General features: G+C 70.1%; 11 protein-coding genes. 1 reads left to right on the top strand and 10 read right to left on the bottom strand.

What is annotated here, in order from left to right:
- Nucleotides 1–6: 6 nt before the first annotated feature.
- Both lnt and PP1_RS24320 read right to left on the bottom strand, forming a co-directional pair.
- A complete protein-coding gene (gene lnt / locus PP1_RS24325; protein WP_010242906.1) occupies nt 7–1,554 on the bottom strand; it encodes an apolipoprotein N-acyltransferase in 1,548 nt (515 codons plus the stop codon).
- The gene (locus PP1_RS24320) at nt 1,551–2,474 is read right to left on the bottom strand and encodes a cation diffusion facilitator family transporter (protein ID WP_029240079.1); all 924 of its coding nucleotides are present in this window, start codon (nt 2,472–2,474) and stop codon (nt 1,551–1,553) included. The genes lnt and PP1_RS24320 overlap by 4 nt, the downstream gene beginning before the upstream one ends.
- Nucleotides 2,475–2,927: 453 nt before the next feature.
- Between PP1_RS24320 and PP1_RS24315 the strand changes: the two genes are divergently transcribed.
- On the top strand, nt 2,928–3,563 hold the full coding sequence (locus PP1_RS24315) for a hypothetical protein (RefSeq protein WP_139323932.1): 636 nt from the start codon (nt 2,928–2,930) through the stop codon (nt 3,561–3,563).
- A 5-nt stretch (nt 3,564–3,568) separates the two neighbouring features.
- On the opposite strand, the gene PP1_RS24310 is transcribed toward PP1_RS24315, so the two are convergent.
- From PP1_RS24310 to PP1_RS24275, 8 genes are all read right to left on the bottom strand, one after another.
- On the bottom strand, nt 3,569–4,492 hold the full coding sequence (locus tag PP1_RS24310) for a cytochrome c oxidase assembly protein (protein WP_010242901.1): 924 nt from the start codon (nt 4,490–4,492) through the stop codon (nt 3,569–3,571).
- A gap of 44 nt (nt 4,493–4,536) precedes the next feature.
- Nucleotides 4,537–6,411, bottom strand: coding sequence for a cytochrome c oxidase assembly protein (locus PP1_RS24305; RefSeq protein WP_010242899.1), 1,875 nt, complete (start codon nt 6,409–6,411; stop codon nt 4,537–4,539).
- Nucleotides 6,408–8,624 carry a heavy metal translocating P-type ATPase gene (locus PP1_RS24300; protein WP_337819690.1) on the bottom strand — a complete coding sequence of 739 codons (2,217 nt, stop codon included), beginning with the start codon at nt 8,622–8,624 and terminating at the stop codon, nt 6,408–6,410. The genes PP1_RS24305 and PP1_RS24300 overlap by 4 nt, the downstream gene beginning before the upstream one ends.
- 92 nt (nt 8,625–8,716) lie before the next feature.
- Nucleotides 8,717–10,471 carry an aa3-type cytochrome oxidase subunit I gene (gene ctaD / locus PP1_RS24295; protein ID WP_010242895.1) on the bottom strand — a complete coding sequence of 585 codons (1,755 nt, stop codon included), beginning with the start codon at nt 10,469–10,471 and terminating at the stop codon, nt 8,717–8,719.
- Nucleotides 10,472–11,260: 789 nt separating this feature from the next.
- The gene (locus PP1_RS24290; RefSeq protein ID WP_139323933.1) at nt 11,261–11,956 is read right to left on the bottom strand and encodes a DsbA family protein; all 696 of its coding nucleotides are present in this window, start codon (nt 11,954–11,956) and stop codon (nt 11,261–11,263) included.
- A gap of 531 nt (nt 11,957–12,487) precedes the next feature.
- Nucleotides 12,488–13,114: a TlpA family protein disulfide reductase gene (locus PP1_RS24285; protein WP_029240077.1), complete on the bottom strand. Its 627-nt coding sequence runs from the start codon at nt 13,112–13,114 to the stop codon at nt 12,488–12,490.
- On the bottom strand, nt 13,111–13,899 hold the full coding sequence (locus PP1_RS24280) for a tetratricopeptide repeat protein (RefSeq protein WP_010242886.1): 789 nt from the start codon (nt 13,897–13,899) through the stop codon (nt 13,111–13,113). The genes PP1_RS24285 and PP1_RS24280 overlap by 4 nt, the downstream gene beginning before the upstream one ends.
- The gene (locus PP1_RS24275) at nt 13,896–14,360 is read right to left on the bottom strand and encodes a cytochrome c-type biogenesis protein CcmH (RefSeq protein WP_010242884.1); all 465 of its coding nucleotides are present in this window, start codon (nt 14,358–14,360) and stop codon (nt 13,896–13,898) included. The genes PP1_RS24280 and PP1_RS24275 overlap by 4 nt, the downstream gene beginning before the upstream one ends.
- Between the last annotated feature and the right edge of the window lie 15 nt (nt 14,361–14,375).

Raw genomic sequence — 14,375 nt, 5'->3', positions numbered from 1 at the left:
CCGGCGCTAAACGCGGCCGACGCGAGCGCGGGCACATCCGAGGACGACGAGGGCGGCGGCCCCGGTGATGGCTCCCTCGACCGCCGGCCCGACACGGGCCGCCGGAGTGATGTCGCGGCGCAGCGGGATCGATTCCACCAGGGCAGCCGGCTCGAACAGCCCTGACTGGGCGAGGACCGTGCCGTCCGGGAGGATGACCGCACTGACCCCGCTCGTCGTCGGTACGACGGTTGCCCGCCCGAACTCGACCGCACGGACACGGTCGACGGCGAGCTGCTGATAGGTCATCTCCGTCCGCCCGAACGTGGCGTTGTTGCTGGGAACCGCCAGCATCTGGGCTCCCGCCAGGACGCTGTCCCGGACGAGATCGTCGAAGATCACCTCGTAACAGGTGGCCGCGCCGATCACCGTGCCCGCGGTGGCGACCACACCGCTGCCGTCACCCGCGGCGAAGTTGCTCGACCGGTCGACCAGAGGACTGAAGGTGCGGAAGAAGTCCTTGAACGGCACGTACTCACCGAACGGTTGCAGCCTTCGCTTGTCGTGCACATCCCCCGGACCGCTATCCGGTTCCCACACGATCATCGTGTTCGTCGGGTCAGCCTCCGGCGGGGTGAGGACGGCACCGACGAGTATCGGAGCCTCGATCGCCCGGGCTGCGCGATCGACCGCGGCCCGGGCATCGGGATTGCGCAGCGGATCGATGTCCGCCGAGTTCTCCGGCCACAGGACGACATCCGGCCGTTCCACCCTGCCGGCAGTGACGTCTGCAGCAAGCTGCTCTGTGCGACGGACGTGATTGTCGAGCACAGCTCGACGCTGCGAGTTGAAGTCGAGTCCCGATCGGGGCACGTTGCCCTGCACCGCAGCGACCACGATCTGGCTGTCAGGCCGGGTGTGCGCGGTGGCGAGTGGAGCTGCGATCACGACGATGATCGGCACGAGCACCACGCAGGGGGCGACGGGCATCGGGCCGGCGTGGTGAACCGTCGACCGGATCAGCTCGAGCAGCGCGAATCCGGACAGGACGACGACGAATCCCAGCCCCGGTACACCAGCGAGCGAGGCCACCGGGGTGAAGATCCCCTCGGCCTGCCCGAATCCGACGCGACCCCACGGAAACCCGCCGAACGGGATCCTGCCGCGTGCAGCCTCACCTGCCGTCCAGACCGCAGCTCCGGCGAGCGGCCACCACCAGCGATCCGGCAATGCTCCGACCGCACCGCCGGTCGCTGCAATGAACAACGCTTGGAATGTGGCCAAGACGAGCCACGGCATCGGGCCGACGAACTCGCCGGTCCAGGACAACAGTGGCACGAAGAACGCGAGCCCCGCCAGCATCCCCGATACAGCGCCGCGTCGCGCTCCCCTGCCACGCCAGGCGAAGCCGATCGCCAGGAACGCGACGGGCGCCAGCCACCACCAGTCGCGGGGAGCGAACGTCGAGTACAGCACCAGCCCACCGCCGACCGCAGCGACGGCCGAGCCCCACGAACCTGCCGACACCTGCCGGCGACGGCGTGCCACGGACCGGTCGGGCGTGCCGGCCGTCATGGCTCCCCGGCCTCTGCGGTCGTGTTCTGCTGATCGACGTGATCGACCGGTTCCACCTGCACGGTGGACCGGGTGACTCCCGCTTCGGTCAGTACCTCGCGCGCCCGGTCCAGCACGGGATGGATCCGGTCGTCCGAGCGCACGAGGACGTGCACGCTCGCAGCCTCCACGCCCGAGGTGATCGTCCAGATGTGGAGGTCGTGCACCTCGGTCACACCGCTGATCGCACGTAGCCGCCGCTCGACCTCGGCGACGTCGATCTCGGGAGGTGCGACCTCCATCAGGATCCGGAGGGCGTGGCGCATCAGGACGTAGGTGCGGGGCAGGATGAACAGTCCGATCGCCGCCGCGACGATGCTGTCCGCGTACATCCACCCCGTGGACCAGACGATCACCGCCGCCACGATGACCCCGATCGACCCGATCATGTCCGCCATGACCTCGAGGTAGGCCCCCTTCACGTTGAGGCTCTCCCGTGCACCCGCGGCGAGCAGGCGCAGGCTGATCACGTTGACCACGAGCCCGAACACCGCGGTCACGAGCACCGGTAGGCCCGCGACCTCAGCAGGATCGGCGAGCCGGCGAACTGCCTCCACGAACACGTAGGCGGCCGCCGCGAAGAGCAGCAACCCGTTGATGACGGCAGCGAGCACTTCCAGCCGATAGTTGCCGAAGGTGCGCTGCGTGGCGCTGGGGCGGTTCGCCAGGACGACGGCTGCCAGCGCGAGACCCAGCCCGAGTACATCCGTACCCATGTGCGCGGCATCGGAGAGGAGCGCAAGTGACCCCGAGCCCAGACCGACGACGATCTGGACGACCATGTAGCCGCCTGTCAGTAGGAGCGCCGCGGTCAGGCGCCTGGTGTAGGCACTGCCGGCAGTCGCCGAACCGCCAACCCCGTGCCCATGCCCGTGTCCCATCGGATCTCCCATCAATATATGCGAATGTGTGCATGATAGTGGCACACGCGCATCTGGTGCACGCCACAGCGCCAGCCCGCCGCCGCTCCCGCAGCATGATCCGCTCACAGCCTCGACGCGACCGATCGTCGCGGCCGGGCGCCCGATACGTCGGAAGAGTGCAGTCCGACCGGTAGCGTTGATCTCGGAACGGTAACGACCTACCCCCGAGGTCGTGGTGTCCTGCTCCCCCGCTTCCGGATGCCGCCGATTCCGCTCGACGAAGGGCGATCCACTGTGCCGAGGCACCATCGCGCCGGTGCGGGACCCGGTCGGCATTCCCCGAGCCGACCCGTTCCGAACCGCTCGCTCGTGACACGAGACGCCCCTGCACCGCAGGGACCGGGCCCGGTCCGGCACCGTGGCAGCAGCGCGGTCGGGATCCTGACCTCGGCGGTGGCCGGCGGCGGACTCGTGGCGGGTCACGTAGCGCTCGGGGATGACACGGTCCACGTCGAGGACCTCGCTCTGCAGGCCTTCACCGCCCCGGTCACCGAGACGGCTTCCCCACCGGTGGCGACGCTGCCCGTCGCACCGGCTCCGTCGGACGGGGCGACCCGGGCACTCGCCGACCCTCCCCCTCCCCTGGACGTCGACGCGATCACTCGCGCCGCGACCACCGCAGTCGACGAGGCGGAGCAGGTCCGCCAGGACGCGGAGCGGGAGAGCCCACCGGAGAGCGGCTCCGGCGACGCGAGTGGCGGACCGGGTAGCTGTGCTGCGGGCACCGAGGGGTTCGGCGCCGTGGCGACGGGCACGGCCACGGCGGGCGAGAGGCTCCGCTGCATGTTCGGCGTCGACACCGTCTACGGGGTCGCGGGCCGCGCCAACGCCTCCGACCACCCCAAGGGCAAGGCACTCGACTTCATGGCCGACCGTGCGACCGGTGAAAAGCTCGCCGATTACGCCCGTCAGAACATGGACGAGCTCGGCATCAGTTACGTGATCTACCGCCAGCGCATCGACACCGGCAGCGGATGGGAGATGCAGGAGGATCGTGGCGGCGTCACCGCGAACCACATGGACCACGTACACATCTCGTTCGACTGACCGCCTCACGTGCCGTCCCGCTGCGGGCCAAGAACGTCTGGGGTGTCCTCCTCCCTGGACAGCCACCACGGCTGGATGGTCGGGCCGTCACCGTAGAGGCGGTCGAGCTGACGATCCGTCCGGCGCGCTGCGCGTTCGTCCGAGGCGAACCACTGGCGTACGAAGGCTCCGATGAGCCCGATCGCCGCGATGTCCCCGAATCCCCAGAGGATCGCGCCGCCCAGGTGCTGGTCGTCGAGCAACGACGGTCCCCAGTCCCGGCCCAGTGCTTCGTAGTAGTCCGCGGCGAACAACGTGCTGGTCATCATGATCGGGACGCCGAGAAGGATGTGCAGCGGCCCCATTCCGACGACCAGGATCATCTTCAGGCTGAACCGGACGCGATGCGGTGTCGGATCGATCCCGAGCAGGGCCCAGTAGAAGAGGAAGCCGACAGCTACAAAGTGTAGGTGCATCACGTCGTGCACCCACATGTTCGTCAACGAGAGGTCGTAGAGCGGCGTGTAGTAGAAGGCGAACTGTGTGACGGCGAAGATCCCGAAAGCCGCTGCGGGGTGAGAGACCAGCTGGCTCCAGTGGCTGTGCAGTGCGGCCAGGACGACTCGGCGCCCCGGAGCAGGCAGCGCCCGCAACGCCAGGCTGATCGGAGCGCCGAGCACCAGACCCACCGGTGCGATCATCTGCAGCACCATGTGCTGGATCGCGGGCACGGAGAACAGCACACGGTCGTAGACACCGAGGAACGACGCCGTGCCGACCACCGTGAGCCCGAGGCCGAGCAGGAAGAACGCGGTACGTCGAGGCGCCCACGCGTCACCGCGGCGGCGAAGACGCCGGACTCCCCAGAGGTAGAGCACCCCGGTCAGTGCCAGAGGTACGAGGACGACGCTGTCGAACGTCCAGCTGAACAGCATCGTCTCGACCGTCAACGGTGGCGGATCCAGAGGTGGCAATCCTGCGGGAACGGTGTGGATCATGGGGTTGTCACTCCCGTCGGGTCGGCGCCGGGACCCGGTTCTCGGCCCCACGAACGGACGACGACCAGTGCCGCGGCCACGACCGCAAGGTCGGACACGAGCCATGCGAGGACGGCGCCGTGGCGTTGTCCTGCGAGCAGGTCCGGGACGAACGGCATCGCCACCGCGGCATAGAACGAGCCCGCGACCGGCTCGGCGCGCAGGAGGAGCCAGATCGCGAAGGCCGAGTGCAGCATCATCACCGCGAACAGAAGACCCAGCCGGACGAACACCGGCGGCTCGGGGTCCCGGGCACCGAGCACTGCGCGAAAGAGCAGGGTGCCGGTCACGAGAGCGAGGGTGTCCATGGCCGGATGTGACCAGTGCTCCAGCACCACCGCGTCGAACAGTCCGGTGGCGTACACGCCGAACAGCGACACGGCCGCTGCCATCCACGCGACCGCAGGGTTGTAGAGCGCCCGCATCGGCCCGCTCTCGAGCAGCGCGTCGATGCGGTCGCTCGCTCCTGGGGACGAGCCACGCCGGAGCATCGTCAGCGGATGCCCCCAGACCAGGAGCAACGGGGCGACCGTGGCAAGCAGCGCGTGGCCGACGAGATGGACTCCGAACACGGCGGGCGAGAAGGCGCCGATTCCCGACGACGTCGCGACGAGGACCGTCAGGCAGCCGGCGGACCAGGCAAGAGTCCGGTGACGTGGCCACCTTTCGCTGCGGCGTCGCAGACGGCTGACCGCGGCGACGTAGGCGACGGCCGCGATGAGCGCGGCCGGGGCGAAGAGAAGGTCTACCCGCCAGAGGCCGGCGATCTCGGGCCACCCCATCCGGTCGGGCAATTCGTACCCGAGCAGGAAGACGAGCCGGTCTGCGTCCAGCGGCTCGGGGATCTCTGCACCTGGGGGGATCAGTCGCGTCATCGCTGCACCCGCTGCTGCCGCAGCGGTGAGGGTGACCATCTCCACCACGAGCCCGAGCCGCCCGGAGCCGCGTCGCCTGCTGCCGCGGGCGACGGCCAGCCCCGCGATCAGGGCCACGGCACTGGCCACGACGAGCAGGCCGTATTCGCTGGTCAGCCCGTCGGCCCCGACGTCGAGTGTGAACGGCACGGCGCCCGTCATCACCAGGACGACTCCGCCGGCCGTGGCAAGGCGATCGTGACGTCGCAGTGCGTGCTCACCGACCTCGCCGCCGCGACCGAGCCACCAGATCGCCAGCGTGCTCCCGATCCAGAGTGTGGCGGCGACCGTGTGCACGGTGACGGCGTCTCCGTACCAGTCGTGCGAACGCTCGGAGTTCGACACCGCGGTGGCCGGGGGCACGATCAGACCGGCGAGAAGGACTGCGAACACTCCCGTCGCACCACGCCAGGTGAGGACCGTCCTGGCGGCCAGGCCGGCCGATCCGACCATCAGTGCCGCGATCGCCCACCCTGCTGCGGCATCGATGGTGAGCAGCGCCTGGACGAGCGTCGGTGGGTTCTGCAGCAGCCGTCCGGGCCCGATCCCGACAGACTCCGCGATCGTGAGCAGGGCGACAGCGATCGCGGAGGCAGCGAAGACGAGGCCCGCGGGACGAACCACCTGCAGCGCGGCGTATCCCGTCGGACTCAAGGCACCTCGTGCGGTGCCCGGTGCGTGGACGACGGCGGCGAGCAGGCCGGCCACCGCCACCGACGCCGCGCCGATCGCCAGTGTGCGGGCCAACGGTTGACCGACGGAGGCTGTCACGCCCAGCGAGCGATAGCCGAACAGGACCGCGATGTCGGGTGCCACTGCGGCCACCGCAAGACCTGTGAGCACGGCGACGGGCACCCACCAGGCGAGCCAGGACCAGCCGGGCCGCATCGCGAGGGTGATCGTTCCGGTCCGTTTCACGGCCCGGTCCCGGGTGATGTAGAGGGCGTGAACCGGCGGAGGCGGAGGCTCTGCGAGACGACGAAGACCGAGGACAGGACCATGGCCAGTCCCGCGATCAGCGGGCTGAGCAGGCCGGCGACGGCGAGGGGCAGTGCGGCGACGTTGTATCCGAACGCCCATCGCAGGTTGCGCACGATGGTTCGGTGCGTGCGGCGGGCGAGTTCGATCGCATCCGCCACCGCCGACAGGTCGTCGCGGCCGAGGACGACGTCGGCCGCCTCGATGGCGACGTCGGTGCCGCTCCCGATCGCGATCCCCAGATCGGCCGCGGCAAGCGCCGCGGCGTCGTTGATGCCGTCCCCGACCACCGCGACCGACCGGTCGCCGGCTCGGAGACGGCGGACGTGGCGGACTTTGTCCTCCGGCATCGCCTCAGCGATCAGCTGGTCGATCCCGACGGCCTCGGCCACGGCAGCGGCCGTCCGCGGGTTGTCGCCGGTCACCATGACCAGTTCGATCCCGAGCGAGCGCAGCGCGGCGACGGCCCCCTCGGCGCTCGGCCGGATCCGGTCGGTGACGACGCAGAGCCCGCGTACCCGACCGGCCCACCCGACGGCGACCACGGTGCCACCGGCGTCCTCCGCTCTGCGGCACTCCGATGCCAGGGCGTCCGTCAGCTCGTGACCGTGCTCGGCCAGCATCCGCGGACTGCCGACCAGCACTTCGACTCCGTCGACGGTGCCGCGGGCACCGAGCCCGGCGATCGCGACGATGCCGTGGGCCGGCCGTCCGGGTGAGGTGTCCGCCGCGACCAGGGCGGCGGCGATCGGGTGTTCCGAACCGCGCTCGACGGCTGCGGCTCGAGCCAGTACGTCCTGCGGATCCTCACCGGCTGCCGGTCGTAGGGCCTCGAGGTGGACCTTTCCCTCGGTGAGGGTGCCGGTCTTGTCGATGACGACGGTGTCGATGCGCCTGGTCGATTCCAGCGCTTCGGGCCCCTTCAGGAACACCCCGAGCTGCGCTCCCCGGCCGGTGCCCACGAGTAGAGCGGTCGGGGTGGCCAGTCCGAGCGCGCAGGGGCAGGCGACGACCAGCACGGCGAGCGTGGCCGTCATCGCACTCGCGGTCGACGGGCCGAGCAGCCACCATCCCGCGAACGTCGCCATCGCGAGGACCAGGACCGACGGCACGAACACAGCCGACACCCGGTCGGCGAGGCGGTGGGTGGCGGACTTGCCCTCCTGCGCCTCCTCGACGAGTCGGGTCATCCGTGCCAGCCGGGTCGCGGCGCCGACCCGGGTCGCCACGATCAGCAGGTGCCCGACCGTGTTGATCGTGCCACCGACGACCCGGTCACCCGGCCCGACCTCGCGCGGGACCGACTCGCCGGTCACCACACCGGTGTCCACAGCGGAACGGCCCTCCTCGACGAGGCCGTCTGTGGCAATCTTCTCGCCGGGCCGGGCGGTGAACAGCTCGCCGACCCGCAACTCCCCCACCGGAACCCGGACGGGCTCACCGTCGCGCACGACCTCGACGTCCTTCGCGCCCCAGCCGAGCAGTGCACTCAACGCCGACCCTGCCGAACGTTTCGCACGTGCTTCGAAGTAGCGTCCCGCGAGCAGGAACGTGATCACAACTGCCGCGACGTCGAGGTAGAGCGCGTCGTCGGTCCGGGTGAGGGCCGCCCACCCGGTGCCGAAGCCCGGCTCCGCCTCGCCCCCTCGAAGCATGATCCACAGCGACCAGCAGGTTGCCGCGAGCGTGCCGACCGATACCAGCGTGTCCATCGTCGCCCCGCCGCGGCGGGCCGCGATCCACGCGGCCCGGTGGAACGGCCACCCGCACCAGAGCACCATCGGCAACGCCAGTCCGAGGAAGACCCACTCCCAGCCGGCGAAGCGGAGCTCGGGGAACAGGGAGAGCGCGAGCGACAGGTCGGCCAGGGGCATGGCGAGCACCGCCGCGACGGCGAGCCGGCGGCGGAGATCATGCGTCCGGGTCGCTGCGCCGCCACCAGTGAGATCCTGGGCGGGAGGCAGTGGCCGTGCGGTGTAGCCGGCACGTTCGACGATCTTGGCGAGCGAGCGGGGATCGGTACCGGACGGAACGGCGACCCGGGCACGCTCGGTGGCGAGATTGACCGTCGCCACGACCCCGTCGACTTTGTTCAGCTTCCGTTCGACACGTCCAGCACACGCCGCACACGTCATCCCTCCGATCGCGAACACGTGGATCTCCACCGGCCGGACCGTGGCATCGTCCCCGTCGATCGTCCCGAGCTCGCGCCCCGTGCCGGTGGAGTGACGATCTGTCACGCGAGTCAGTTCTCCCTCGGGTCGTCGCTCGGCATGGACTCCTTGGCGACCCCGTGGGCGAGCACCTCCGTCGGGTGCGCCCTCCCGCCGACGTGCGCCTCAGCCCGTGCTCGCTGCACGATGTGGGGGTAGTGCAGGTCGAACGCTGGACGCTCGGACCGGATCCGGGGCAGCTCGGTGAAGTTGTGCCGCGGCGGCGGGCAGGAGGTCGCCCACTCCAGCGAGTTGCCGAAGCCCCACGGGTCGTCGGACTGCACGACGCGACCGAACCGGTAGCTCTTGAACACGTTGTAGAAGAACGGCAGCGTCGACGCACCGAGCACGAACGCACCGATCGACGAGATCGTGTTCAGTACGGTGAAACCGTCGGAGGGCAGGTAGTCGGCATAACGCCGGGGCATCCCCTCGTTGCCCAGCCAGTGCTGCACTAGGAACGTCAGGTGGAACCCGACGAAGGTCAGCCAGAAGTGGATCTTGCCGAGGGTCTCGTCGAGGAACCGCCCGGTCATCTTCGGGAACCAGAAGTAGATCCCGCCGAACGTCGCGAACACGATCGTGCCGTAGAGCACGTAGTGGAAGTGCGCGACGACGAAGTACGTGTCCGACACGTTGAAGTCCACCGGCGGCATCGCGAGCAGGATGCCGGTCAGGCCACCGAAGAGGAACGTGACGAGGAAGCCGACCGAGAACAGCATCGGCGTCTCGTAGGTGATCTTGCCCTTCCACAGGGTCCCGATCCAGTTGACGAACTTGACGCCCGTCGGGATCGCGATCAGGAACGTGGTGAAGGAGAAGAACGCGAGCATGACCGCGCCGGTGGCGTACATGTGGTGCGCCCACACCGCGACCGACAGCGCCGCGATCGCGATCGTCGCGAAGACCAGGCCCTTGTAGCCGAACAGCGGCTTGCGCGAGAAGACCGGGAAGATCTCCGAGACGATGCCGAAGAACGGCAGCGCGACGATGTAGACCTCGGGATGGCCGAAGAACCAGAACAGGTGCTGCCAGAGCACCACACCGCCGTTCTCCGGGTTGAACACGTTCGCACCGAGGTGCCGATCCGCGGCCAGGCCCAGCAGGGCCGCGGTCAGGATCGGGAACGCGATCAGGATCAGCAGCGCGGTGATGAAGATGTTCCAGGTGAAGATCGGCATCCGGAACATCGTCATGCCCGGCGCGCGCATGCAGACGATGGTCGTCACGAAGTTGACGCCACCCAGGATCGTGCCCAGGCCGGAGACGACCAGGCCCATGATCCACAGGTCCGCACCGGGACCTGGTGAGCGGATCGCGTCGGACAGCGGGGTGTAGGCGAACCAGCCGAAGTCCGCGGCGCCGCCCGGGGTCAGGAACCCGGAGACGACGATGATCCCGCCGAACAGGTAGAGCCAGTACGAGAACGAGTTCAACCGGGGGAACGCCACGTCGGGCGCGCCGATCTGCAGCGGCACGATGTAGTTGGCGAAGCCGAAGACGATCGGCGTCGCGAACAGCAGCAGCATGATCGTGCCGTGCATCGTGAACAGCTGGTTGTACTGCTCGGTGGACAGGAACTGCAGCTCCGGTCGCGCGAGCTCGGCGCGGATCAGCAGCGCCATCACGCCGCCGACCGCGAAGAACGCGAACGACGTGCAGAGGTACAGGATCGCGATGTCCTTCGGATCCGTCGTCCTCAGCATCCTGAGGAACGTGGACCCCTTCCCGGTGGAGCGCGTCGGGTTCGGGCGAACCGTCACCGGCTGTGGACCGACCTGGGTCATGGTGTGTCCTTTCGGCTCCGTGCGGCGATCCGGGTCGTCGACGACGTGCCGGATCCGGGCGCGGAACAGAGCAGGGGCGGCGGTCGTCGGGACGACCGCCGCCGAGGGGCATCCGCGCGGAGGACCGCGCGGGACGGCGACTGGCGACCAGGGGTCGCGGGCGCATCTACGTCCGGGAGACGCAGATCCCGATCAGGAGACGTGTCCCCGCGAGCGCAGGCGGTTCTGCAGTGATCGGCGACCGTAGAGCCGATGCCCACTCGACAGGGGCCGTCGCCGCCACCCTGCCCACGAGCGTGGGCATCGGCCGATCGTCGTCACGGCTCGGCGACAGCGGCGCGGGATGCCCGTCGGCCGGCGACTCCGGACATCCCACGACATGTCCGGCGCCGGCGTCGGGCGTCGACGACGCAGCCGGGGCGGAGGCGGGCACCGCGGTCACCGCAACCGGGTGCGGGGCCACTCCCGCATACGCCGCCGACAACGGGTGCAGTGCCAGCAGGCCGAGGAGCGCGCCGAGGACGGCCAGCACGACCGCACCTCGATTCGACATCACGTGACCAGCTCCACCGTCGGCTCCCTCGAACTCCGACACAGCGTAGAACATGCGGTCCCTACGCACATCAGCTCGTCGCTCCCGTGCATCACCGGCGACGGCCGGGGACCGAGGTGCCCCGGTCGTCCGTGGCGGTAAACCGCAGGCAGGCCCAGGCAGCGAGTACCGCCGAGCTGAGCACGGTCAGTCCCGTCAGCACGGCAGGCACCGACGCGGTCGCCCGACGACCGACCTCAGCTCGCGGCGAGTGCATCGTCGAGGGCCCGGCGAAGGTCGTCGAAGGTCTGGACCGTGACTCGCTCGCCGTTCACGAAGAACGTCGGTGTGCCCTGCACTCCGAGGCTCAGACCGTCGTTCCGGTCGGCGTCAATACGATCCATGGTGGCCGGGTCGTTGTAGGCCACGTCGAAGCGGACCAGGTCCAGGCCCAGGTCACGAGCATAGCCGCGGAACCGATCGTCCATCGGCACCTGCTGTTCCCCCCACTGGGCCTGTGTCTCGAACATCCGCTTGTACATCGGCTCGAGCGCGCCCTGCTGTGCAGCGGCCTCGACGGCACGAGCGGCTCGCTCGGCGTTGGCGTGGCTCTGCACCGGAAAGTACCGGATGACGAAGTTGACACGGTCGCCGTACTCCTGGCGCAGCTGCTCGATCGCGGGGTAGGCGGCGCCACACGCCTCGCATTCGAAGTCGAGGAACTCGACAAAGTCGACTGTGGCGCCCGGTGCAGTCGACAGCCTCAGGCTGTTCTCGCGGACGGCGACTGCCGCAGCGTCCGACGTGTCGTCGGCGTTGAAGCGGCTGATGCCGAACAGGGTGCCGACTCCGACGACGAACACCACGACGATGATCAGGGAGAACTTCAGGTTGGACATCCCGCCCTTGACGGGGAGCGAGGGTGTCGAACGCGTACGGGTCTTGCGGGACATGGGAGACCTCGGGCTCTGCGGCTGTGGGGCCGCGGGTGTCGGGACTGACGTGACGGGCGGGCCGGTCGCGGGACGAACAGGCGCCGGCTCGTGCGGTCGATCAGTTCCGGTCGACGCAGAGGACCGAGACCGGCGTCCGGACGGCGGGGAGGACGATCGGCTCGCCGCGTGGGGCTGCGGCCGTCCCGGACTCCCCGCGGATCCCCTCGACGCCCTGGCCCGACGGACACAGCGGATCGTGCGGGGCCGGACCGGTCAGGCGGGGTGGGGCGTCGTCGGTGGCGTGGTCCTGCCCGGCATCGTGCGGACAGAGAGGCTGCAACGGGCAGACGTCGTGATCCTGCTCTGCGGCGGTGGACTCCACCGCGGTCGCCGAGGCTCCGATGGCTGACGCCGCCGGACCTGCGGTGACCTCGGAGCCCGGCAGACATCCCATCGCCAGGGGCAGGAGGAGGGCGAGCAGTAGGACGCTCCACGGCAACCGCCTGCGACCGGGACCGTCCGGTACTCGTCCGGTAGTGGGCGGCGCCGTCATCCGGGGGACCTGTACGGCGCGCCCGGTGCGGGCTGGACGGACCCGGGTGTCCCGGGTTCGGGGCGTCCACCGGCGAGCACGGCCTCAAGGACCCCGTCCAGCTGCCCTGTCGTCACCGGCCCGGTGATCTTCGCTGCGATCACGCCATCGGGATCGAGAACGAAGGTCTCCGGGACTCCGAAGAGCCCGAAGTCCAACGCGGCGCGCGATCCCGGGTCGCTGACGTAGAGATAGTTCGGGCCGCCGCGGCCGAGTTCGTCGAGGAACGCCCGGGCCGAGTCCGGCGAGTCCTGGTAGTCGACGCCGAGGAAGATCACCCCACGGTCCCGGTAGTCACGGGCCGCTTCCACGAGGATCGGATGCTCGCCACGGCACGCCACGCACCACGAGGCCCAGAAGTTGACGACGACCACGTCACCGCGGAGGTCGGCGAGCGAGACCGTGCCGCCGGCGTCCAGTTGCGGCAGGGCCGCTGCCGGGGCCGGGCGGCCGATCAGCGGGCTGTCGACGACCGTCGATCCTCCGACAAGGCGCCAACCGAACACGGCACCGACCCCGATCGCCACGACGACCACGGCGACCGCCGCTGCGCGGACCCCACTCCATCGACGACTGCGCGTCATCGCCCGCCTTCTCCGTCGGTCAGTGCGCGGCGGCGCAGGTCCTCCACCTGGGACCGGATGTCCGGGGTGAGGTCCGGACGGGCTAGCAGGCCCTCGAGGACACCGACGCCACCGGGCACGTCGCCGAGACCGTCGATCAGCACGTTCGCCCGGACCCAGGCCGCGTCAGGGGAGCCGGGGCTCAGTGCGAGTGCCCGGTCGGCGTTCTCGAGGGCCGGTCCGGTCTGCCCGATCGTCAGCAGCAGCCAGGCCAGGCGCGTGCGGACCTGCGGGTCGTCGGGACGGAGGCGGACCGCCTCGACGTAGTGGCGCATCGCGGCACCGTGGTCGCCTGCCGCGACGTAGCGGTCCGCCAGGGCCAACCGCATCCCGATCACCCCGGGGTTCTCGGCGACCACCTGCTCCAGCTGTTCGTCGTCGACGGCGGCAGGGTCGACCGCCGGGGCATCACCGGGTGCCTCGGCCATCGGTTCGATCCCGGTGACCGCTCCACCCTCGGGGCGCTCCACGATCGACGCCGGGAGCACAATGATCCCGGCGACCAGCGCCACCGTGGCTGCCAGCACGTAGGCGAGCGTCCACGGGCGGGGTGCTCGACCTGCCGGGCTCCGGGGCCCGGGCGATCTGGCGTCGTCCGGCGAGGCCATCGCCTCGGCGGCGACGGAGACATAATGCCGGCGCATCCGCCGGGCTCGTTCCTCGTCGATCTCGCCTTGGGCGACCTGCGCCTCAAGTTCCAGGATGTCCGCCAGCGCCTGGTCGGCGATCTCGTCACCCCGGCTCACGGCTCGAGCTCCCGCCGGGCCTGCGACTCGCGGCTCCGGTCGAGCGCCTGGTCGACCCGTGCTTGTTCCGCCTCGGACGGCTCCGGCTCGTCGAGGCCGGCGCGCCGGGACCGGCGGGTCAGCAGCAGTGCCGCACCTGCGACCGTCGCCGCGGCGGGCAGCAGCCATAGGAGCAGCGTGCTGCCCGACGCCGGCGGGTCGATCACCGCCCAGTCGCCGTACCGGGCACGGAAGTAGGCCTCGATCTCGTCGTCCGACCGCCCCACCGCCACCTGGTCCTCGATCACCTGCCGCATCGCGACAGCGGTGTCCGACGGCGACTCGGCGACCGACACGCTCGTGCAGACCGGGCAGCGCAGCCGCTCGGCCAGTTCCTGCACCCGGTCCTCCCCCGCCGCGGGGGCCATGGCGAGCACCAGTGCGACGGCGACGGTCAGCAGAAGAGTCGCCCCGCCGATCACGACGGAGACCGCCCT

Source organism: Pseudonocardia sp. P1 (assembly GCF_000178675.2).
In the GTDB taxonomy this organism is placed as follows: Bacteria; Actinomycetota; Actinomycetes; order Mycobacteriales; family Pseudonocardiaceae; genus Pseudonocardia.
Note: the sequence above shows the minus strand (reverse complement) of the source record. Positions and strands in the feature narration are given on the sequence as shown.

Coding starts and splice junctions, on each gene's coding strand:
- lnt (WP_010242906.1), bottom strand. CDS start 1,554: ATGACGGCCGGCACGCCCGACCGGTCCGTGGCACGCCGTCGCCGGCAG.
- PP1_RS24320 (WP_029240079.1), bottom strand. CDS start 2,474: ATGGGACACGGGCATGGGCACGGGGTTGGCGGTTCGGCGACTGCCGGC.
- ctaD (WP_010242895.1), bottom strand. CDS start 10,471: ATGACCCAGGTCGGTCCACAGCCGGTGACGGTTCGCCCGAACCCGACG.
- PP1_RS24290 (WP_139323933.1), bottom strand. CDS start 11,956: ATGTCCCGCAAGACCCGTACGCGTTCGACACCCTCGCTCCCCGTCAAG.
- PP1_RS24285 (WP_029240077.1), bottom strand. CDS start 13,114: ATGACGCGCAGTCGTCGATGGAGTGGGGTCCGCGCAGCGGCGGTCGCC.